The 23464-nt window shown below is 43.4% G+C and carries 15 protein-coding genes, 1 tRNA gene and 1 pseudogene; 10 read left to right on the top strand and 7 right to left on the bottom strand.

Features of this window, described 5'->3' with window-relative positions; translation table 11 throughout:
• Positions 1-11 precede the first annotated feature (11 nt).
• The 3 genes from ACXAER_RS02575 to ACXAER_RS02585 form a co-directional block, all read right to left on the bottom strand.
• Positions 12-4043, bottom strand: a complete 4032-nt coding sequence (locus ACXAER_RS02575) for an ExeM/NucH family extracellular endonuclease (RefSeq protein ID WP_474826305.1) — start codon at positions 4041-4043, stop codon at positions 12-14.
• A gap of 418 nt (positions 4044-4461) precedes the next feature.
• On the bottom strand, positions 4462-6381 hold the full coding sequence (locus ACXAER_RS02580; RefSeq protein ID WP_474826307.1) for a methyl-accepting chemotaxis protein: 1920 nt from the start codon (positions 6379-6381) through the stop codon (positions 4462-4464).
• A gap of 239 nt (positions 6382-6620) precedes the next feature.
• Positions 6621-6872 (bottom strand): hypothetical protein, encoded by a 252-nt coding sequence (locus ACXAER_RS02585; protein WP_474826309.1) that lies wholly within the window; start codon positions 6870-6872, stop codon positions 6621-6623.
• A 175-nt stretch (positions 6873-7047) separates the two neighbouring features.
• Between ACXAER_RS02585 and ACXAER_RS02590 the strand changes: the two genes are divergently transcribed.
• A complete protein-coding gene (locus tag ACXAER_RS02590) occupies positions 7048-7452 on the top strand; it encodes a type 2 periplasmic-binding domain-containing protein (RefSeq protein WP_474826311.1) in 405 nt (134 codons plus the stop codon).
• 71 nt (positions 7453-7523) lie between these two features.
• Here the strand turns inward: ACXAER_RS02590 and ACXAER_RS02595 are convergent, their stop codons facing one another.
• A complete protein-coding gene (locus tag ACXAER_RS02595; RefSeq protein WP_474826313.1) occupies positions 7524-8432 on the bottom strand; it encodes a LysR family transcriptional regulator in 909 nt (302 codons plus the stop codon).
• 109 nt (positions 8433-8541) lie between these two features.
• Here ACXAER_RS02595 and ACXAER_RS02600 point away from each other — a divergent pair.
• The 4 genes and pseudogenes from ACXAER_RS02600 (at position 8542) to ACXAER_RS02615 (ending at position 13829) form a co-directional block, all read left to right on the top strand.
• Positions 8542-9408: pseudogene (locus ACXAER_RS02600) on the top strand (type 1 glutamine amidotransferase domain-containing protein).
• 14 nt (positions 9409-9422) lie between these two features.
• Positions 9423-10577 carry an iron-containing alcohol dehydrogenase gene (locus tag ACXAER_RS02605; RefSeq protein ID WP_474826315.1) on the top strand — a complete coding sequence of 385 codons (1155 nt, stop codon included), beginning with the start codon at positions 9423-9425 and terminating at the stop codon, positions 10575-10577.
• A 99-nt stretch (positions 10578-10676) separates the two neighbouring features.
• Positions 10677-11783: an NADH:flavin oxidoreductase/NADH oxidase gene (locus ACXAER_RS02610; protein ID WP_474826317.1), complete on the top strand. Its 1107-nt coding sequence runs from the start codon at positions 10677-10679 to the stop codon at positions 11781-11783.
• A gap of 159 nt (positions 11784-11942) precedes the next feature.
• Positions 11943-13829 carry a putative bifunctional diguanylate cyclase/phosphodiesterase gene (locus tag ACXAER_RS02615; protein WP_474826319.1) on the top strand — a complete coding sequence of 629 codons (1887 nt, stop codon included), beginning with the start codon at positions 11943-11945 and terminating at the stop codon, positions 13827-13829.
• A 96-nt stretch (positions 13830-13925) separates the two neighbouring features.
• On the opposite strand, the gene ACXAER_RS02620 is transcribed toward ACXAER_RS02615, so the two are convergent.
• Entirely contained in the window at positions 13926-14597 is a 672-nt protein-coding gene (locus tag ACXAER_RS02620; protein ID WP_474826321.1) for a nitroreductase, read from the bottom strand.
• Positions 14598-14831: 234 nt separating this feature from the next.
• Here ACXAER_RS02620 and ACXAER_RS02625 point away from each other — a divergent pair, with 234 nt between their 5' ends.
• The 4 genes from ACXAER_RS02625 (at position 14832) to ACXAER_RS02640 (ending at position 20459) form a co-directional block, all read left to right on the top strand.
• Positions 14832-16334 (top strand): catalase, encoded by a 1503-nt coding sequence (locus ACXAER_RS02625; RefSeq protein WP_474826323.1) that lies wholly within the window; start codon positions 14832-14834, stop codon positions 16332-16334.
• A gap of 242 nt (positions 16335-16576) precedes the next feature.
• Complete coding sequence (locus tag ACXAER_RS02630; protein ID WP_474826325.1) at positions 16577-18106, top strand: DUF3369 domain-containing protein; 1530 nt, start codon at positions 16577-16579, stop codon at positions 18104-18106.
• The gene (locus ACXAER_RS02635) at positions 18103-19455 is read left to right on the top strand and encodes a sensor histidine kinase (RefSeq protein ID WP_474826327.1); all 1353 of its coding nucleotides are present in this window, start codon (positions 18103-18105) and stop codon (positions 19453-19455) included. Before ACXAER_RS02630 ends, ACXAER_RS02635 begins: the two co-directional genes overlap by 4 nt.
• Before the next feature lie 140 nt (positions 19456-19595).
• Complete coding sequence (locus ACXAER_RS02640) at positions 19596-20459, top strand: alpha/beta fold hydrolase (protein ID WP_474826329.1); 864 nt, start codon at positions 19596-19598, stop codon at positions 20457-20459.
• A 16-nt stretch (positions 20460-20475) separates the two neighbouring features.
• Here ACXAER_RS02640 and ACXAER_RS02645 read toward each other — a convergent pair whose 3' ends face one another.
• Positions 20476-21645 carry a hypothetical protein gene (locus tag ACXAER_RS02645; protein ID WP_474826331.1) on the bottom strand — a complete coding sequence of 390 codons (1170 nt, stop codon included), beginning with the start codon at positions 21643-21645 and terminating at the stop codon, positions 20476-20478.
• A gap of 316 nt (positions 21646-21961) precedes the next feature.
• On the opposite strand from ACXAER_RS02645, the gene ACXAER_RS02650 reads away from it, so the two are divergent.
• Positions 21962-23155: an ISL3 family transposase gene (locus tag ACXAER_RS02650; RefSeq protein ID WP_474825753.1), complete on the top strand. Its 1194-nt coding sequence runs from the start codon at positions 21962-21964 to the stop codon at positions 23153-23155.
• 145 nt (positions 23156-23300) lie between these two features.
• Here the strand turns inward: ACXAER_RS02650 and ACXAER_RS02655 are convergent.
• A tRNA-Pro gene (locus ACXAER_RS02655) sits at positions 23301-23377 on the bottom strand.
• Positions 23378-23464: the final 87 nt, after the last annotated feature.

Here is a 23464-nt window from a genome sequence, read left to right on the forward strand (position 1 = left end):
TTTTCCTTAAATTAAATTGCACAGTTAGCGCGTGTACACATCGCCATTAATGCCTGAATATCGAAGAAGCTAATTTGGCCGTCGCCGTTGAAATCGTAGTTTTCCCCCGTGGCTTGCCCTTGTAAAAACAGTTGATAAAAGGCCATGATATCGTTGTAATCCACATCGTTATCACCATCAAAATCTCCAACTGTGACTTCTTCTGGGAAATTAAGCACTACCACTACTGGGTCGTGATCTGACGAGCGATAAGCATCAGCGCCGTAGTAACTAAAAAGCTGAGTTTCAGTCTTAAATTCAACGTTATAGTCGAATACGCGGGGTTCATCTGCATTAATGTGCCATACCGTTGCGTCTACCACATATTCAGTTAATGAAGGGCTTGATAAGGCATGATCTAGATAACCTATTTCGCCGCCGAAGCTATACGAATATGCACTATCTCCATCGAAGAAGTTAACCAAGTTGCTGTAGCCAGCCTCTTCAAGCGCTAGTATAGGCTCTTCTTTCGCATAGGCATTCAAATCCCCCATTACGATAACGCGGTCAGACAAGACGTCACTGTTTTGTTCAACAAGAGAAATTAGGCCTTGTGCTGCCTGGGTACGAAGTTCGTTCCAGCAGCCTTGACCGTCACCTAAATCAGCATTGTTGCCTGTAGCACTGCCACAGCTTCCTTTCGACTTAAAGTGGTTTATTGCTAGGGTAAAGTCTTCGCCATTATTGTTCACGCTAAAGCTTTGTAGTAAAGGTTGACGGTTGCCATAGTCAAATGGTGCGTCAGATGAAGTCACAGGGTTACCCTGTAGCGAAACTACCGCAGGCTTATAGATAATACCTACAGCAATTTCATCACCGCCTAACAGAGACTCTAATGCAACGTAGTTGTACTCATCACTGCCTAGTTCAGCGTTCACGCTGTCTACTAATGTCGCAATTGCAGAATCGCTGCTATAACCATCGTTTTCAATTTCAACGAGGCCAAGTACGTCTGCATTCATTGCCACAATGGCAGATACTGTTTTTGCTTTCTGACGTTCAAATTCAGCAACTGAATCTGCGCCGCGAGAAGTTGGAAAGTCTGGACCGTTGAAATAGTTAAGCACGTTGAAGCTAGCAACTCTTACATCACCAATTGCGTTTAGCTGTGGAGCAGCAATCCGCGGATTAGTACGTACAGTTTGGATATCACCAACAGGGATAAGGTTGTAAGCACCAAAGGCATAATGTAATACACCTTCAAGGGCTTCTACACTGTCACCCAAACGCAGCGGATTATTATGCGATAAGCCACCAACAGGGAAAGGGATGCCATCCAAATTCTGCGAGGTAGCTCCATCTTCAACCAATAAAGTGTTTCGCGCATTAGTTTCCGCTAACGCCAGCGCTTCTTCTGAACCCGCTACAAACTGATTAGTAGGAATGAATAACCGTTCTGACGACACGTTAAACTGCCCATAGCGCCCAAGATTGTAAATATCAGAGACTTTAAGGGTTTGCTCAAAACTAATATGCATGCCCTCTAGTGCTTCTAAATCAGTATCAAGACTAAACGGCATAGCGATTGGTGTGTAAAGCACACTGCTACCAGTACCCGTAACCTCTACATCAGCAAACATGGATAATTGGGTTACACCAAAGCGCTCGCCTACTGTACCTGCTATACGCACCGTATCGCCTGCTTCAGGAAGGCTAAATGAACCTGCGTAAACAAATACACCTTCAGATGTTGCCGTATTACCGTCTGAATCATTCACTTCTTCCTGAACAAAGAAACCGCTCATGGCAGGTACAACTTTGGTGACTACTGCTTCAACAATCACATCCGTGCCGACAAGCGCTGATTCTTCACCGTCGCCTTGAATTGCGCTGATAAGTACTACTTCAGCAATTGGATCTGTTGGGTCTGTTGGGTCAGTAGGATCCGTCGGGTCGGTTGGGTCTGTTGGCTCACTTACTGAACCGTTGTGGCCGCCAAAATTACTAAGCGTATCTTTTGGAAAGCTATCCCACTCGTCAGTAGTAAACGCAGGGTTGCGGTTTGGGTTTCCGTTTGTCACTGAACTCTTACGCACTAGCGTCACATCTTTACCCCAGTCAGTATCAACCCCATAAGTACCCAATGCATCAACAACCTGGCCGTTGTATACCAACTCAACGTAATCGTCACCATTGAAGTTCATTACGAAACTGCTGATTGTAGAGCCAGCTGTAAGCAATGCATCAGCACTCCCGTGTGCAAACGTTGCCACACCACCGGCAGGAATTTCGCCATCAAGCGCTAGTACTTTACGGTCGGCGTCGGCAGTATCACCGTTTGAAAGTAAAACTAATTCATAACCAGACAAGCTCACAGGCTGAGTCGAGCTATTAAAAAGCTCTATCGCTTTGTTAAAGCCACCACCCTCGATATACTCTGAGATGTAAACACTATTGGTTGACGGCCCATTATCACCATCGGTGTCTCCACCGGTATCGCCGCCTGTGTCACCTCCAGTATCACCGCCTGTATCTCCACCGGAATCACCGCCTGTGTCACCACCCGAGCCATCACAGCTTTCATTAAAGATAAGCGAAGCAAGTTCAGGCTTATCAATAAACGGGTTACGGTTCCCTTGGAATTCAAACACACGCTCGTTACGGCGACGTTCAAATTCATCTACTGGGTCGCTTTCATGCCACTGAAGCAGCACACAAAGCTTACCAAATGCTGCTTCATCAGTAGACGTTAGGCGATTTAGTAATACTAAATCTTCTTCGGTATCACCTACGGTGTTACCGTCGTAACGTACATCCATATAAAGCATAGAGCGTGCAACGTCGCCTTTTACTGCATCGCGCGGCTCGAAAGAATCGCTATCAACACGGTTTTCGGGCGCTTCGGCAAGTGCGCTATCGCTGAAGTCAAAGTCTAAATTACCGCGAGAGCTATTTACTGATATGTCTGTTGGGCGCAGGTGAAGGATATCTGTGTATGCCGTTAAGCTTGAGCTTGAAAAGCCATGGCTTTTTGCCCATACGTGTTCGCGGTTCCAATTTTCTTGATTAGAGCTTTGGCTACCGCTTCCATTGGTGAACTTACCTTGTGATATCCCTTTGTAAAATAAGATAACATTGTCAGTATCTGCAGGGTCTTCATCGGTGTAGGTAAGCGCAGTCCACACCTCAGAGTATGATAATGTGCGATGACCGTTTTCAATGATGTTGTGTGTTGTTTCTCTCAGTGATTGTGCACTATCACCGCTAGCAATAGCTGCATCTAAAGCGGCATAGTAGTCCGATGCTACAAAATCACTCGCTAAACTAATTGCTTCTAAATCTGGGCAGTTAAAGCAAGTACCGCTTAAGAAAAGGAGTTCATTGGAAGGCTCGCCCCCGTTATCAGGGTTATCACCGCCATTGCCTGTGCCATCAGAGGCACCGCTACCCGTCACCGAAATACTATCTAAATTTAAGTATTCTGTGCCTGCATTATTAGCCATGGCGACTTTCAATACTAACGTGCTTCCGCTACCAATTGTTTCATTTACCGTGGCATTACCGAAGTCATCTTGTACAGTATTTGATGCGCCTTCAGTAATTGTTATAAGCTCAAAAGCACCTCCATCAATTGAATAAAACACATCAATGTAGTCTGACGATTCAAATGTTCCGCTTTGAGTAAGTACTGCGTTGATAGTGACATCACCTGCACTAGCTATATCAATGGATTCACTCAACCAAACCACTTCGCCATCGACATCACGCGCTTGCATAGCGCCGTTTTCAACGCGAAACCAATCTGAGGTTGCAGTTAATGCTCCTGCGGAAACATCAATTGACCAACGTTCAACGCCTTCAAGATCTAGAACTGCTCCGCCAGGATTAGAACCTGTTGCGCCTTTGTCTTGTAGCTCGGCTGCTTCAAAGTCTTCTAGCCATAGCGTTTCTGCCGAAGCGTTTACTGATACCGCACCCAGTGACAATGCCCCTGCCAACAGTGCGTTTACAACTTTAGCTGATTTACTCAGCTTATACTTTTGTGTGTTACCCTCATTAACCATTTTTGCTTTCCGCTTTTTTGTATAAGGAAGGTATAAATTCTTATACATACGTATGCGCAGCAAGCACTTAACAAAAATAATAATAAAAACGTCACACAACATATATTTCAATAACTTACAGCCTGAAAATAAGTTTATTTATTCATTAATTCGACTGAACTTCTGTACAGGGTAAGCTGATTTGTAACATTACTAAAATGTTTCAGTTTTGAAACATTTTCATGCTTTGACTTTGTGCATGTTACAAATTAAATGCACAAAAAAAGAGCGCTTATTAAGCACCCTTTAGTTATGTAATGGACATTTGACACTCTGACTTTACTTTGATTAATAATGCCTCTTTGTTGCTTACCAGTTTAAAGGAAAACAATTTTTACAGCGTTTTCTACGATTAATGGTTTTTCCTTCGAAAGGAAATTTAGAACCGATAGCGACGCAATTGCATTTGCATGGTTTTTATTTGCTGCACTAACGCTTCACAATTATCAACGACCTCTTTAGCGTAGTTGGTATTGGCCCGGCCTACCTGCTGAATACTGCTTACCCCTCTATTTACATCGGCAGCAACTGTAGTTTGTCCTTCTGCCAGATTAGCGGCGTTTTCATTTAGCGCGGTGATTCTAGCGACAGCTTCTAGCGCTTGGTTTAACGACTCACCTGCGTGCTTAGTGGTTTCCACCGTCTTAAACGCGGTTTCCTTGTTCAGCTGCATTTTTTCAGAAGCAATACGGCTTCCTTGCTGTAGCCTTTCTATCATAATGCGAATTTCTTCCGTTGAAGCCTGCGTACGACTAGCTAGTGAACGCACCTCATCGGCAACCACAGCGAAGCCCCGACCCTGTTCGCCTGCTCTGGCCGCTTCAATTGCCGCATTTAGTGCAAGTAAATTGGTTTGTTCTGCAATGTTTCTAATAACTTCCATAACGCCACTAATTTCCTCGCTGGCCTGTGCCAATTCGGTTATTACTTGTACCGATGCGTCGACGTCATTTGCTTGCGATTGGATATCTTTGATAGTGTCAGACAAAACGCTTACGCTATTTCTTGTATCTGTATCAGCAGCACTAGCTGCGTCACTCGAGCTTCTTATAGTAGTAGAGACACTTTGCGCATTTTGCTGCATCAACGTGATCGCGTTGTCTATAGATTCGGTTTCTTGACTAAGCTTCGAAACGCTCTCCTTAGAACTCATTGCTGTAGTATTTAGCGCTTCTGATTTTGCCAACATATTATCAGTGGCTTCATCCACGCTTTGAAGTGTTTGTTGTAGTTGAGTAAGTAAACCATTAAAAGCGTTAGCCATGGTACCAAACTCGTCACTACGGTTTGCCTCAAAGCGAAAAGTAAGATCGCCCTCCCCCGTTGAAAGGTTGTTGACTACACCAATAAACTCATCAAGTGGTTTTCCAACGATATATTTCACCAATAACCAAACAGTGAGCAAAATACCCGCGCTGGCCAACACAATTTTAAGCACTAAGGATATCACTGAATTGCTCACCATCGCTGCTTTCTCGGAAGCTGACGCAGCTAATATGATGTCATAGCCCCATTTAGAAAAAGGCACCACTTCCACAATCCAATCTTCGTTTTGATTTAACGCTTCGGTGACTTGTGCATCGGTAACATGCGATGAATGCATGCGAATGTTACCCTTTGCATCTCGTAGCGCTACGAATCCATCCTCTAAAACATGACTTTGTTTTATCGCTTGCTCTAGAACGTTAAGGTCTGCTGAATATCCCACATACCATATACCTATCACTTGCCCGCTTGCGTCGAACATAGGCTCATAACCTGTCAGATAGGGACTACCTAGAATATCCACTGCACCGTAGTAAGCTTGCTGTTGATTTATTTTCTGAATCGCCTTTCCCGACGGCGCTAATTTAGTGCCAATTGCTCGCTCACCATTTTTAATGACGTTTGTGCTTACCCGAATATAATCATCACCGGTTTTGCTGAAAAGCGTTGCTGTACCTCCCATTAGTTTGGTCAGTCCGTCAACTAATTCAAAATCGTTCGCTTGCGGAACATTCCCCAGACTTAACTCTAGTGCCTGTGTTGCTTTTACAGTGATATAGTCGCCTTGATTGGGGACCCCCAAGGCTTCTCCTCGCTGCTTCAGAAGCGCCATACTGCTTTTCACTCGCTCAAGCATAATGGCGTCGGTCACGGTTAGAATGTTGACTAAGCGATCGGCAGTGTTTTTCTTCTGCTCTTTAACAAGCTCAGAAATGGACGACGACGTAGTGACCACAGTGATAATTGCTACAATCAGTGCGAACAACGCAATGACTGCAGACACCGAGAACAGAAATTTTCTTTGAATGGACATGCAGCTTCTCAGGTTAACAGTTAGGTAATAACTCACTCCTTTGACTTTTGGTCCATACCCTACACGCTAGCCTTTTCGTTCTAACGGGCTTACGCGCTACTTTATAAATTTAGGCAATTTTTGTGGCAGTGCAAATTGCCCAAACGATTAATTTTTGAAAAATTTCCGAAAAAACAAAAATAGTAACTTACTTGTACGTTACGACACCTTTTTTGAAACCTTGTCACAATCTCACAATCTCACTTCAAATGCACTTTACCGCCCACTATTTTAAGCGCGGGAGCGCCACGTATCATTGCACTCCTAGCAAACTGTGCATTACAAGAGGGGCAAATCCCTTCTTCATTTGTGTAGTCTTCAACAATGCGTTCTTTGAAGCATTTCACCAACGCGCCCTTTCCACCTTTTCGGTATTTAAGCAGTTGCTCCCGACATTTGGCACAAAATATCTGAACGGTTCTAACTGGTCCTTTTGCATTGGGTTTAGCCATAAGTGTATGTGTGCTCCTTATTGTAAAATTCATCTTTTGTTGAAGTGCGACAAATTACAAATCTTGGTTATAATTTAGGGAGGGTGATGTGCCCTATGGTAACCACGACTCTGCACTGGACTATAAATAAGCAGGTAAACTCAGTTTGCAGAGTGACGATTGAAGGTAATATTCAATGAAGATAATTGCAGCTCTGTTTTTTATTCTATCGGCACCACTTTATGCGGGTACCGCCGTAATCGTTAATGCCAGCAACAACACAGGTATAGATATCGACACAGTAAAAAAGATTTACTTAGGAAAAGCAAAATCGTTCCCCGACGGCACTCGTGCAATCCCACTGACATTTGAGCAAGGCAATACTGTTAGAGACGCTTTTAACAACAGTGTGTTAGGAAAATCAGAATCTCAATACTCTGCATTTTGGTCGAAGCTTGTGTTTACCGGCCGTGGCACCCCACCTGAAATGATTGCAACAGAAGACGAAATGTTAAAGTTAGTTGCGACTAATCCAAATACAATTGGCTTTATCGATGAGAGCAAAGTCGACGGCCAAGTTAAGGTTGTTGGTACATTTTAATTTCAACATCCCCATCAGCTTTTTTAGTTCAGTGCGACATGACTTTTTGTCTGGCGCACTGAACAAAATAGCTAGTCGGGATAGCCAGATAGATAGTTAATATTTGCGAATGCCATTATAACGTCTTTTGCAAAGTCTACTCTAGGGTGTCGCAGCGCACCTTTCTTCCATACCAAGTAAATCTCGTTTTCAGGCCCACTTTTTCCAAGTGAGACGAGCTCACCTTTAGCAATCGCTTCTTTGCAAAGGTAATCAGGTAATACCGAATAGCCTATCCCTGCTTTGATAATGCTGCTAATCGCACGAATATCTGGACATATTGAAGCTACAGGTGACTCGCATGGTGCATTGAACACTTCTGAGAAATACCGGCGAATAAGCGGTAGTTGCTCGTCATAGCTCACAACTTTGTGCTGATTCAATAATGACGCCGTTATCTCTTTATCAGCAAGTAATTTACCTTGGACTCGGTTCATCACCAATATCAAACGCTCTTTATCTAACATCTGATATTCATACATAGCGTCTGTTGGCTCAGATGCGGTGATGGCAAGTTCAGCGATATCATCTTCCAACAATTGATAGGTGTTATTTTTATTTCCAGTATGAATAACCAAATTTACCTTGTCAGCTTGTAGTAAGTTTGCGAGCGCTGGGCCCGCAACAAAACTCAAATATTCCGCAGGCCCTGCTAAGTGTAAGGTGCCGTGATCCGTTGATGCTCGGCTTCGGATAGACGCTACTTTTTGTTCCAATGTATCTATGTGGCTAGCTACCTGTAGCGCTAAATCATCAGCAATCGCCGTTGGCTCTACGCCTCTAGCTTTTCGCACAAACAATTCTTTACCGACAATATGTTCCATTGCCTGAATATGTGAGGTTACTGCTGGCTGAGACATATGAAGCCGCGCTGCTGCACGTGTTATGTTGCCGCTTCGATAAACTTCTACAAAGGTTTTTAGCTGCGTTAGGTAAGACATAATTCTCCACCCATCAGATTTATGATGACTCACCATAATTTATCTGACTTCTGCTTTTAAACCAACAACTCTAAGATGCATACACTTTCAAATGCGACAGGAAAAGCACATGAAAAAATCATCATCAATTCTATCACTTGCCATTATCGCTGGGTTATCACAGTCGGCTTATGCCGCAGACGCTCTTTCATCAAAAGCAAGTAAAGGCGAAGTGCTTGTTTTACTTTCAAGCGAAAATGTAATGCAGTTGGCAAAGGGCAAAACAGAGCCTACAGGTTACTACCTTAACGAGTTTGGCGTGCCGGCAAAGGCATTGGTAGATGCCGGCTACAAGCTAGTATTGGCCACACCAAAAGGTAATGCGCCTGCAGTAGATAAAAAGTCCGTTATTCCACAATATTTTGATGGCGGCGAATCACAAATGCGAGATATTCAAACTTTTGTTGCGTCGATAGATGGTATTAACGAAACATTGTCACTAAGCGAAGTTATTGCACAAGGGCTTGATGAGTTTGAGGGTGTATTCATTCCAGGTGGGCACGCGCCACTTATCGACTTAGCAAACAACCCTCAAGTAGGCGAGATTTTGTACCACTTTCATAATGAAGGAAAACCCACTGCTGCAATCTGCCATGGACCAATCGCCCTACTTTCTGGGCAATCTAACCCAAAGGCATTCGAACTGGCATTGAAATCAGGTGAGCAAGCCACATCTGACAGTTGGATTTATGAAGGCTACAAAATGACAATCTTCTCGACGCCGGAAGAAGAATATTTTGAAAGCACCTTAGAAAAGTCAGCTTTATTGTACTACCCAGCTGACGCAATGGCGCAAGCGGGTGGAAACATGTAATACAAAGAAATGTGGGCGCCTAATGTAGTAGTAGACCGTGAACTGATTACAGGCCAAAACCCATTTTCCGATGAACTGCTGGCTGAAAAACTTTTACAGCAGCTAAACTCACAATCTAATTAAGGACAGGCAACGAAATGCTTAATTTTACATTTAAAAATCAAACCGAAATCTTATTCGGAAAAGGTCAACTAAGTGAAGTGTCTTCACGTTTGCCAGAACAAGCAAAAGTCCTCTTTCTATACGGCGGCGGTTCAATTAAGAAAAATGGTATTTACGACAAAGTAAATACCGCGCTAGAAGGCGCAGAAGTTATTGAGTTTCAGGGCGTTGAACCCAACCCAGAATTTGAAACGCTTATGAAAGCGGTGAGTGTAGCTCGCGAAAACAATGTGAACTTTATTCTTGCTGTGGGCGGCGGAAGTGTTATCGACGGCGCTAAGTTTGTTGCTGCAGCCGCTAACTTTGAAGGCGATCCGTGGGACATACTTGTTAAAGGCGCCGCGTTTGAAAACCCGCTACCTATTGGCGCAGTGCTTACATTGCCAGCAACAGGCTCTGAGAGTAACGGCAACTCGGTAGTAAACAGAAAAGAAACGTCACAAAAACGCGCGTTTTCATCGGAAACAGTACAGCCTGTATTTGCTGTGCTCGACCCTGAGTTCACGTATTCACTACCGCCTCGTCAGGTTTCTAATGGTGTGGTCGATGCATTCGTACATGTCATTGAGCAGTACTTAACTTACCCAGTAAATGCGCCGCTTCAAGACCGTTTTGCAGAAGGTATTTTGCAAACCCTAATTCAAGAAGGACCTAAAGCCCTCGCAACACCTGAAGACTACGACGTTCGTGCAAATGTAATGTGGTCAGCAACTATGGCGCTTAACGGTTTAATCGGTAAAGGTGTACCACAAGACTGGGGTACTCACATGATTGGTCACGAACTAACAGCACTACATGGTTTAGATCACGCTGCAACTTTAGCCATTGTGTTGCCTTCGCTTATGTTTGTTCAGCGCGACAAAAAGCAGGAAAAAATCCTTCAACTAGGCGAGCGCGTTTTCGGTATTAAAGAAGATGACAAAGAAAAGGCTATCGACTTGACCATTAAAGCCGTACAGGACTTTTTTGAAACCATGCAGGTGAAAACCCGACTATCAGACTATGACATAGAAAAGTCTGCAATTGATGGGCTTATCGCCAACCTAGAGAGAAATGGCCTTACCGCACTGGGTGAGCATGGAGACATCGACCTTGCTAAGGCGCGCGAGATTCTTACGTTAGCGGCATAAGCCCGATTCCTCATGTGACCAGAAGCGCACATGCCTAAAAATAATAGCACCCAATGCTAGGTTGGGTGCTAGCTATTCTCAATATTGAAAGAGAGAAATATGACTGCTTTATTTGAACAATTTTCTTTGAAAGACGTGACCCTTCGCAATCGAATTGCCGTACCCCCTATGTGTCAGTACTCAGCCGAAAACGGTTTTACTAATCAGTGGCATGAAGCTAACTACCAATCATTTGCACGAGGCGGTGCAGGGCTTGTTATTGTTGAAGCCACTGCCGTTTCACCAGAGGGTCGAATTACGCCAAACTGCCTTGGCATTTGGAAAGACGAACACGTAGACGGCTTGAAAAACATCGCTGATCGCATAAAAAGCCAAGGCGCTGTAGCAGGTATTCAAATAGCTCATGCCGGTCGCAAAGCCAGTGCTAACCGCCCTTGGGAAGGCGATGATCATATCCAGCCTACCGAAGAAAAAGGTTGGCAACCTATTGGCACTTCTGCTGAAGCATTTGGTGCACATTTACCTGTTACCCCAACGGAAATGTCTAAAGCCGACATTGAACGTGTAAAGAATGATTTTGTAAAAGGCGCAGAGCGAGCCCTTGAAGCTGGCTATGAATGGCTTGAACTTCACTTTGCTCACGGTTATCTAGCTCAAAGCTTTTTCTCTAAACACGCCAACAAGCGCACCGACGAATACGGTGGCGACGCCCAAGGCCGCGGTCGCTTCTTGTTAGAAACACTCAGTGCAGTGCGAGCAGTGTGGCCTGATAATCTCCCGCTTACAATTCGCTTTGGCGTTATTGAATATGATGGTAACGACGAACAGACGCTTAACGAATCTATTGAGCTTATAAAGCAGTTCAAAGAAATTGGCGCTGATTTTGTAAGTGTTAGCGTAGGTTTCAACACACCCGATGCGAACATCCCATGGGGACCCGCTTTCTTAGCACCTATTGCTGAACGCGTTCGCGATGAAGCTGGTATACCCGTAGCTACCGCTTGGGGTGTAGATACACCGGAACTCGCAAACGATACCGTTAAAAATGAACAGCTCGATGTAGTAATGGTAGGCAGAATGCACCTTACCAACCCACATTGGACTTACTTTGCTGCAAAACAGCTTGGCGTTGAGAAACCGTCTTGGGTAATGCCCGCGCCATACGCACACTGGTTGGAGCGCTACGCGCCGTCTGACGAGAGGTAGCCCCCCGATTTAGACAGTAAAACAGAGCGTTTTACTGTCTTTCTTTAACTCCATACATTATTCGCTCTAATTTACGGCGTAATACATAGACTTATATACACTTGCTTTTTATAAGGTTAAGTTTAAAGTTGACATTTACTTACTTCAAAAACTTAGCGAATGAAGGCTGGCAAAATACTTTCCCCATCTTTAGACACAGATGACCTGATAACAATTAGAAGGCATCGCGTTACTCAAATAAGTACAGTGACATGCTTTGGGCTGTTTATCTCATTATTCGCTGCTAGAGACATCACCTTCGATATAATGCTCGTAGCGTTAGCAGCAATGTTCACTGCGGCAATACTCGCTTACAAACATTTTGTTGTCGCCAGCAGTTACCTACTTTTAGTCGCCCTTTCGTCTATGCTGTTTGCCCTATCAGCAACAGGTGCAGGCACTTTCGATATCGCGATGCTTGGCTATCCAGCCATTATTATTTTTGCGGCTCTACTCGGCGGCATTGGGCTATTTGGCACGGTGTTATCTCTCGTATTAGTGCAATGTATTATCCTTACATGGCTCGTTATGAAAGGCGTCATTACGCCCAATACGCCTAAATTAACGTGGTCTCATTTAACTTTTATTATGATCATTTTTGTGATCACAGGGTTCTGTGTGTTCATACTTGTGCAGGATATTCGTCGGCTTATGACATCACTGCAACTTGAATACACAAAGGTTAAGAAAAATAGAGAGCATATCCAGTACTTAGCTCACCATGACCCACTGACAAACTTACCCAATAGGCTCTTGGGAGAACGCTTATTTAACGAAAAACTAACGCAAAGCGAAGCTAATGGATTGCATTTGGCGCTAGCTTTTATCGACTTAGATAATTTCAAACCTGTAAATGATGCGCTAGGTCACTCCGCTGGAGACCGTTTCTTACAGCATATTTCTCAATTAATAAATGAGAAGCTTTCTAACGATGAATGTCTTATTCGATTCGGTGGTGACGAGTTTATTGTGCTTGCCGCAAACATTACTGACCGCAAGCACATAGAAACCTTGTGCGAGCGTTTAATTGAGTGGTGCTCTTCTGAGTTTGAAGTATTTCAAACTAACATAGTGGTTTCAGCCTCAATTGGCGTAGCAGTAGCACCAAAGGACGGAGCCAAGTTCAAACAGCTATGTAGAAAAGCAGATGTAGCCATGTATGAGGCCAAGCGAAATGGTAGAAACCGCTTTGAATTTTACGATGTGAAGTTTGACGAAGAAAGCGATGAAAAGTTTTCGCTGATTCAGCGGCTACGACCTGCTGTTCTTGCCAACCAATTTGAAGTGTATTACCAGCCCCTGATTGATTTAAAGTCTGGCCAGATTTGTTCGATTGAAGCATTAGTGCGCTGGCCACAAGAAGATGGGTCACTAGTGTTTCCCGATAAGTTTATTCCATTGGCAGAAAGTAGCGGGCTCATCAACCCATTAGGTGAATGGGTACTAATTCAAGCATGCCTTTTCTGCGCTAAACTGCATCGCAATGGACACAGTGAAATATCGGTTGCCGTTAACTTGTCATTCGCACAGTTTAAAGATGGAACCCTTCCCAGCATTGTAAAGCGCGCACTAGATTTAACACAACTTAATCCCCAATTTTTAGAACTTGAGCTTACCGAATCAATTCTCGCTGACGAAAACGGAAGTATTTCTGAGCAGCTTGAAAAAATAAAAAATCTTGGTGTTCAATTTGCTATCGACGACTTTGGCACGGGTTATTCCAATTTAAATTACCTGCGTAAATTCAATGCGCACAAGCTTAAAATAGACCGAATTTTTATTAACACATTAGGTCTTGACGAAAACGATGTTCCATTGGTTTCAGCAATCATCAATATTGCGGAAAGTTTGGGAATGGTGACTGTTGCAGAAGGAATTGAACATGAAGCAGCGCTCAGAAGATTAGAGGAAATGGGATGTGACGTTGGACAAGGTTTCTATTGGAGTAAACCTGTTCCCGAAAAACAGATTGAAGCACTTATCGCATCGCAATCTTACGCTTTGTAAGGCTTTGCCACATTTTGCTTCAATCACTGTTCTTAGCGCCTTACATTAAAAATAAAAGGCCGGTTGAAATGCCATCTAACTGGGTAAATTCATTGTTTAAAACCCGTGATACGTCACAAACTCTTCGTTATCGGCGCGGGTCGATCGAACGTCGTTTGCTGGAAAATCAGGGTCTGGATAGCCTAGTGCTATACAAATCATAATGGCTTCATCATCAGGGATGTTAGCGTACTTATGTACCACTTCTGACTGCATTATGCCCTGCCCATTTATTACGCAACCAAGCCCTAAATCCCACGCTGCGAGAACAATACCGTAGGCCAAAGAACCCAAGCCAAACTGTGTTATGCCCGCAGGCTCTAAAGACTTGTCGTAAGTAAGCACAAGAGATACCGGCGCATCAAATTGCCTAAAGCCTCGCATCATCCAACCCATACGCTTTTCTTTGTCTTCACGGGCTATGCCCATTACATTGAATAATTGTATAGCTACATCAATTTGACGCTGACGATGAATACCCTCGTAGTTTTCTTTGTAGGGAAAGTCTCGAACGTGAGGCTTACCCTCCAATGTGTTTTTGGTGTTGCCCTCGCGAATCTTGTCTAACACGTCGCCTGTTACTGCGTGTATTTTCCATGTTTGCGTGTTGTATGAAGACGGTGCCCATTTGGCCGCATTAATTATTTTATCTACCGTTTCTTGGGTAACTGGTTGTTTTGTAAACCCGCGAACGCTTTTTCTAGATGCCGCAAACTCTGCAAAATTCATGAACTTCCCTAAGGTGTTGAATAGCTATCAATATGTAAAAATAGAGTAAACAGGGGAAGTAATTGCTTCAATAGCGTTATCTACAAATTCAGATTGTTTGTTTTTATAGTTATATATAGAAGTTAGTAAACCCTTTCATACAGTAAGCCGTAGCAAAAGCAATTCATGAGTCAGGCACACATGATGTTTATGGAAGTTTGGCTTTTAAAAGAAGCATGTGAAAGGAGTTTTAAAATGGCTAAGAAACCGCAGTTAACCACCTCGGCAGGTGCCCCTGTAGTAAGTAATGAGACCACAACAACAGCGGGAGAGCGCGGCCCCGCACTCTTACAAGATTATCAACTCATTGAAAAGTTAGCCCACCAGAATCGTGAACGAATTCCAGAGCGCGTGGTACACGCCAAAGGCTGGGGAGCACAAGGCACATTTACGGTCACTCACGACATTACCGATTACACTTGCGCCGATTTATTCTCAGAAGTTGGTAAGCAAACTGAAGTACTTAGTCGCTGGTCTACGGTAGCGGGCGAGTCTGGTGCTGCTGATACCGAACGTGATGTACGCGGCTTTAGCCTGAAGTTTTACACTGAGCAAGGCAACTGGGACATGGTAGGTAACAACACCCCTATCTTCTTCATTCGCGATGGATACAAATTCCCTGACTTTATCCGCACGCAAAAACGTCACCCGAAAACAAATCTACGCTCGCCGGAAGCTATGTTCGACTTTTGGGCCGCACAGCCAGAAAGCGTTCATCAAGTCACTATTTTAATGTCTGATCGCGGCATCCCAGTGTCGCCAATGCACATGAATGGCTATGGCAGCCACACCTTTAGCATGTGGAATAAAGAAGGCAAACGTCACTGGGTGAAATTTCATTTTAAAACTCAACAAGGCATTAAAAATTACACCAATGAGACCTCTGAAAAGATCATTGGTAGTACCCGTGAGAAATATCAGGAAGAGCTGTACAACGCCATAGAAGAAGGTAACTTTCCTAAATGGAAGATGTACATTCAGGCTATGCCAGAAGAGGAAGCCGGACAGCAAAGCTATAACCCTTTTGACCTAACCAAGGTTTGGCCGCACGACGATTACCCTCTGATAGAAGTCGGCGAGTTAGAAATGAACAAAAATCCAGAAAACTATTTTCAAATGATTGAAAACGCAGCATTCAGCCCGTCGAATGTTGTGCCAGGCATTGGCTTTAGTCCCGACAAAATGCTTCAAGCGCGTATCTTTTCGTATGCCGACGCTCACCGCTACCGCTTGGGCACGCACTATGAAGCACTACCTGCGAATGCGCCAAAAAATAGCAAAGTAAACCACTACCATAAAGACGGCGCTATGCGTTTCTTTACCAATGATTTCGGTAACCCAGATGCTTATTATGAGCCAAACCAACATGAAGGCCCAGTTGCTGACTTTTCAGTGAAAGAGCCGCCGCTTCGCATCGACGGAGATGCCGACAGATATCATCAAGATGATGTTGATGTCGATTATGTGCAGCCGCGTAAGCTGTACGAGATGTTTTCTGATAAACAAAAAGAACGGCTTTATAAAAACTATGCTGCAGCTATGGGCCCATGCTCTGATAGCGTTAAAGAACGCTGGTACGCTGTGTTAGAAAAAGTTCATCCAGAATACGCTGCAGGCGTACAAAATGCAGTAAAAAGCTTGGACACTGATGTAAACACGGTACCTATTACCGAAAATACACCTATTGAAGACAACTAAACCTGCTTCTAGTGATTTAAACTATATCTCCAAGTTGGTATCTATTGCGGGTATCAACTTGGTTCGCAGCCGGGCAATGTCAACAAACCTTTATTGGTTCAATCCTATCTCGGTAATCCAACAGTAGAGTTTTGTCAACAAATCCACACCATTCAACTTTAGAACAAATCTTATCTCGCAAATTTGCGATATTGTATTTTGTGGCTTACGTTTAAACCATACAAATGTTTTTAGCGCTGTGTATGTCGTTATTCAAAAAGTCAAAAATTGAACAAAACACCCCTCGTTTAGCCCCATGGAAAATAGCCATTATCGATGATGAAGAAGGCGTCCACGAAGTTACCAAATTAACGCTTCGCAAGTTTAGTTTTGAAAAGCGTGGTGTAGAGTTTTTATCAGCTCACAGTGGAGAAGAAGGCTTAGCGCTTTTGAAAGCTAATCCTGATATCGCACTTGCGTTTGTTGATGTAGTAATGGAAACCGACGATGCCGGCTTAAAGCTAGTAGATGCTATTCGCAACGATCTCAAAAATCACGTCACTCGATTAATATTGCGAACAGGCCAGCCAGGGCAAGCCCCTGAAGAGGATGTTATTAGACGTTATGACATTAATGACTATAAAGCCAAGACAGAACTCTCCTCGCTAAAGTTAAAATCATGCGTTTATACGGCGATTCGCTCTTATCGCGATATACAAACTATCGAAAAAGGCAAACGGGGTATGGAAGATGTACTGAAATCATCATCCTCTGTCTTAGCAAGTCAGTCACTAGCGCAATTTGGTACCGCTGTTCTGAAACAAACGCTCACCCTTCTTAATTTAAACAACTCAGTGCTTTACCTTTCAACACAGCACACCGATTTGTATGGCGACACCAGCATGACAGTTTTAGGTGCAAGCGGAGACCTTGTTGGACTTTGTGAACCCGGTATTTCGACCCGTATTCCCGAATCGATTGAAGAACAAGTTAAAAGCGTTCTGGCCAAAAAAGCGCACTTCCAAAGCGATAACGTATTTATTGGTTATTACCCCACTGGTGAAGACAGCCATAATATTTTATACGTTAAACTCGACCAGCCTCTAGATGAAATGCAACGAAAGACATTAGAAATGTTTGCATCTAACGTGGCGGTAATTTTCCAAAACCTTACACAAAAAGAAGATATACAAAAAACGCAGAAAGAACTGATCATGGTGCTTAGCGATGCCATTGAAATGCGCAGTAAAGAAACCGGGGGGCACGTAAGACGCGTTATCCTAATGACAGAGTTTCTTGCTGAAAAGCTGCATATGAGCAAAGAGTTTATTGAAACCATCCGCTACTCTGCAGCCCTTCATGATGTAGGTAAAATTAGCATACCCGAAACCATATTGCATAAACCCGGGAAACTCGATCCCGATGAGTGGGAAATTATGAAAACCCACGCTCAAAAAGGTTACGAACTACTTGCAGATTCTGACCGGATTGTCGCCAAAATGGGCGCAATTATTGCCAAAACGCACCACGAACGCTGGGACGGTAAAGGCTACCCTGACGGCTTGGCTGGCGACAATATACCAGTGGAAGGCCGTATTATGGCGATTGTTGACGTTGTCGACGCCCTTCTATCCAAACGGTGCTACAAACCTGCATGGAGCGTTGATGAGGTTAAAGCTTATCTTCAAGAGAATGCAGGTAAACAATTCGACCCGTTAATTACCCATGTAATGCTAGAGCACTTCGACAGAATATTAGAAATCCGTGCAACAGAACCGGACGAAGATGAATGAAAGAGAAGTTAGAGTTAATTTTACTGCGCGTTAGCCAAAGCCCTGACATTGATAAAGGCGAACTGGATGTTGCTTCAAGACTTATTATCAACTCTATGTGCGAAGGCTTGGAAATTACTCGGGCAGGCATTTGGTTATATGACGAAAACCAAACGCTAGTGCAATGCACACTACTTATAGACAAAGGAAACGATCTCGATAACGAGAGCTTAGTGCTAACCCGAAAGGATTTTCCCCACTATTTTGAAGCGCTCGACTCAGGTAGAACAATTGCTGCCCACGATGCGATAACCGATGTTGCAACTTTTGAGTTTGCTGAAGTGTATTTAACGCCTCTGGGTATAAGCTCTATGCTGGATGTGCCTATTCGCCACCGCGGAAAGATGATTGGGATAATATGTTGTGAGCACCAGGGCAAGGCTCGACAATGGCTTGACGATGAAATGGTTTTTGCTGCATCGCTTGCCGATCTTTACGGGCGTGCGGTAAGTGCTAACGAGCGTGCTGACTATGAGCAACAGCTTATAGAAGCAAACCAGAATCTTGAACAAAAAGTCATAGATCGCACTGCCGAACTTGAGGCTGCCCAAGAAAAGCTTGTTGAATCAGAAAAAATGGCAGCCTTAGGCAACTTGGTAGCAGGTATTGCTCACGAAGTTAATACGCCATTGGGCATTGCACTGACCTCGGTAAGTAACTGCAAGGAAGAGCTCAAAAGTATTTATCAAGATTTCGAGAATGGCGAGTTAACAGAAGAGGGTTTTAAAGACTTTGAAGAGATATGTTCTGAGGGTTTATCACTAGCGGAAGCCAGCTTAATGCGGGCCGCGAACCTAGTTCAAGACTTTAAGCGAACCTCTGCGGACCAAACATCGCTGGAAATTGAAGAAATCGCGCTGGATGAATACATACCGCGGGTTTGTAACCCATTAAAACCCATGCTACGCAAAGAGCAAATCGAGCTTAGCATTGATGTGCCCTCTGATTTAGTTATCACGACATGTCCGGGCATTATCGCTCAACTATTAACGAATTTAATATCGAACGCTCAGCGTCACGCCTTTGGTCCATCAGTAAATAATGAAGTGAATAAAGTTGCCGTAACCTGCGGCAAAAATGAAAAAGGTATTGTAATAAGCGTTCAAGACAACGGTAAAGGTATTCCTGCAGAACTTCATAAAAAAGTGTTTGAACCTTTTTATACAACGGCCCGCGATAAAGGTGGCACGGGTTTAGGCCTAAATATTTTATACAATCTTGTTCGACAGAAATTTAACGGTGAGATTGATTTGGTATCGTCGCCTGGTGAAGGAACCACAATTACAGTTTGTATACCCGTTGAAAGCTAGTGCAGTTGTTCCTGTATAAACCATTTATCTTCCCAAGATAAATTTAAAAGCGCGCCATGGTTTAAATGTCGTGCTTACGACAGTTCAAAAACCTTACACAAGGCAAGCTAAGGATAAAACAATAATAAGGGCATGTCGTAATGCAACTTTCACAATGGCGTAGTTCAGGCCAATTCCTAAGCGTTAACAATCAGCAAATTTTCTACAAAGCCCAAGGCAACGGGCCTGTGCTGTTGTTAATTCATGGGTACCCTACTGCGAGTTTCGACTGGGTTAAGTTATGGCCTTCACTTACAAAGAAATTTCACTGCGTAACACTCGATATGTTGGGGTTTGGTTTTAGCACCAAAGCCCCCAAAAAATACAAAATAAAAGAACAAGCCACGGTGATAGAAGCCTTAACGGAGCATCTTCAAATCACGCATGCTCACGTAATGTCTCACGATTACGGTGATACCGTTGCGCAGGAGTTAATGGCTCGTCAGTTAGAAGGTAACCTCGTGTTTCGTATGGAGTCGATGCATTTGCTAAATGGCGGCCTTTTTCCTGAAACCCATCAAGCATTACCCATTCAAAAGCTATTACTTTCCCCTATTGGCGGGCTGCTTATTCCTTTTCTAAGCAAAAAAGCGATTCGAAAAAGCATGCACAACATTTTTGGCCCAAACACGCCTCCTTCAGACCAAGACATCAATGATTTTTGGGCGCTTATTACCGAAAACGATGGCCACAAACACATGCACTTGCTTTTGGACTATATGAAACAGCGCAAGCAATACAGAGAGCGTTGGGTAGGCGCCCTTCAAAATGCTGACGTGCCGGTTCGACTAACCGCAGGCATGGCAGACCCCATTTCTGGTGCGCATATGGTAGAAAGATATAGGGAACTTATACCCAATGCTGACGTAGTTGAACTTGTTGATATAGGGCATTACCCGCAGATTGAGAGTGCTGAATTGGTTTTAGAGTCGATTTTTGGATTTAATAGCAGCCCCACAAATTGAGAAACAAATGAACGGATTAATAAAATATATCCTTATTGGCTGATAATTCGCTATCGCGCATAAATATATTATTTTTCTTAAATTCATCAATACGCCCTTCAATAACAGATGCATCTTCAGTAAGGCGTTCTTTGACTCTGTACAAGCGACCTTTGTAAAGACCTTCTGCAAGGTGGTACTTTTTATTCGGTATTTCCCTGTAAAATGAAAAATAACCTGGTACTTTTTCTGTCAACGTATAATGAAATGCACGATAGAAATCAGTACCAGCATTCCTCCTAAATCCCTGATAATTTGAAAATGCTTCTTCTGTAAGACCAGAAGGTGAATGATACAAATTAAACTGCCACTCATTTGGTTTTGAATAGACAAAAAAAGAATTATCGATAGAAGAACGCTTTATTTGCAAAGTATCGTAGTACACTTCGGCTATAACTTTATTAGGCCAAAAATATTCCATACTTCTAACATCGTTATTGTCTGAAATTTTAAAAAGAAACTGATAAAAAACAGACTTAACAAGGTTTACATTCTCAATGGATTTTTCTTGGGGACAGCCTCCTTTGTTTGACAAACTTCTAGACTGAAAAGACTGTTTTAATACAAGGTCCAACTCTTTATCGCAGATAATAATGCCGTCCAATTCGTATCCTAGGGATTCGAAATGATGAACTAGCGCATCTACTGATTTTCGGGCAAGCGAATCTGTCAATGCAGCCATACCTTCTTCGCCAGCATTCTCATCAAATCCTTCCAAATAAAAACCTGACACTTTTTTGGGTGGTGTTCGTTGGCTTTTCATACTATCGAGAAAAAACGCGCTGCCCAAAACAAGCAAACCTGTTTCGACAAGCTTACCCTTCAGAATAGCTTCTTGCCAAACATCAGTATGCATAAGCGTAAAGTCCGAAATGTCGTAGGCTGCCCCTGAAATATCTCTTTTTGACTCTGTCGTTTTTTCATCGAGGTTATCGAGGCCATACATTGCGGAAAGTTGTTTTATCTCTGGTGGGTATAGTAATTCTCTCAGCATTAATGTTAATTGTTGACCTTCTGAAGTATCTATTTGAACGACCGGCTCTGCGCTAACGTTTGCTTGATAGTCAGTTGTAGGTAACTGAGTTACCTCTAAATTCATACAGCCGAACAACGTCATATAACATATAAAATAAAGTGTGAATTTCATACGAATGAATTCCATTTTTAGAGATTTAAAATTCCGTTTACTGTTTAAAATTTAACCTCAAAAGATTCAGTATGCAACATTTTGCTTTGAGGCTTAATTTTACTTAAATCCACTGCTGTGCTGATCAAAGTATACCCTGCTGGTACAGTGAATTAGTCGTAAGAGCCACCAGCAGAGCCTGTGCGTTGTCTTCGTGTTTGGTCAAGAGGAGAGTTGCGACTGGCTTGAAGATTGTCTTTTGGCTCTTCATCATTAACGGGGGACATCCGCATTCATTAAACTGATTTTGCGAAGAATCATTTAATGGAGAGTACAGATGTCCCACGCAGGTACTATTTTAGGCATAAGTGAGTTAGAAATAGAACGTGTTCATCGACATGATTTTATTGAAGTGTGGGCAAAGCCCACTAAAAAGCCGCTATGCAAACATTGTGAGAGTCGACATTTACGCATAAAAGCCACACATAAGCGTACTGTGAAGCACACGCGCCAAGGTAATCAGGTGCTAACACTACATTTAAAGGTACCTAAGTATCACTGTCGATGCTGTGGTCGTTATTTCAGGCACCCTTTTGTTGGGATCCGGCCACGCTATCGGGCGTCGGAGTGCTTTCGCTTAGAAGTCTTTGAAGCGCACCACGGTGGTGTTACGCAGCGTGGTATCTCACGCACACATCGCATTAGTCCCACTACGGTAGAGCGTTGGTACCAATCACACATCAGCCAAAAATATAAAGAGATTATCAGTCGCCCCTGCCCAGAGATGCTGGGGATAGATGAACACTTTTTTACCCGTAAGAAGGGTTATGCGACGACGTTTGTAGATTTACGACATCGTAGTGTGTTTGATGTAAAACTGGGACGTTCTGAATTAAGTTTACGCTCGTACTTACGCCACCTTCCCAATAAAGAGAACGTTAAGCTCATCGCGATGGACTTATCGGAAACCTATCGTGGTATTGCCAAACGCTATTTCCCTAATGCTACGATAGTCGCTGACCGTTTTCATGTGGTGCGCTTGATAAACCATCACTTCTTAAAAGCGTGGCAGCAACACCACCCTGAAGGACGTAAGAATCGGGGTTTACTTAGTTTGATGCGACGACATCAATGGCATTTAAGCGAGGAGAATAACAACAACCTACAACGCTACTTAGCTGACTATCCGGTGTTAAAAACACTGTATGAGGTCAAACAGAAGCTCATCAGGTATATGCTGTTAAAGACTATGAATGAAAAACGAATGGAGCAGACATTACCGAGGTTCTTAGACTTGCTTGAACAGTTACATCACAGTCCACTTCGTACACTGGCCAAAACCTTAACTTCGTGGTTGCAACCTATCATCGCCATGTGGCGCTTTACACGAAACAACGGGATCACTGAAGGCTTCCACAACAAAATGGAAATGATATCGAGAAGAGCGTATGGTTTTAGAAACTTTGAAAATTATCGAATAAGAGTGATGACCCATTGCGGATGGGATGGTGTTATCAATCGTGTAAGGTGAATGCTGATCCCCCGTTTATGGGGTAGAGCCCAACAATAGAAACTATAAGTGACCCAAAAGGTGACCCAGCTAGGTTATTTGATTCATGGATACTTTTAGAGAGGAAACGCTTGTAAGTCAAGCCACTCAAGGGTGAGAGGGAAGTTGGTCGGTGTGAGAGGATTTGAACCTCCGACCCCTGACACCCCATGACAGTGCGCTACCAGGCTGCGCTACACACCGACCGAAAGAGCGAGTAATACTACTCATATTTGTTCACAATGCAACGAGAATTAGCAATAAGCCTGTTTAAGCGCTCAATTGCTAACC

The organism is Alteromonas sp. AWJ4_199, from assembly GCF_056159165.1.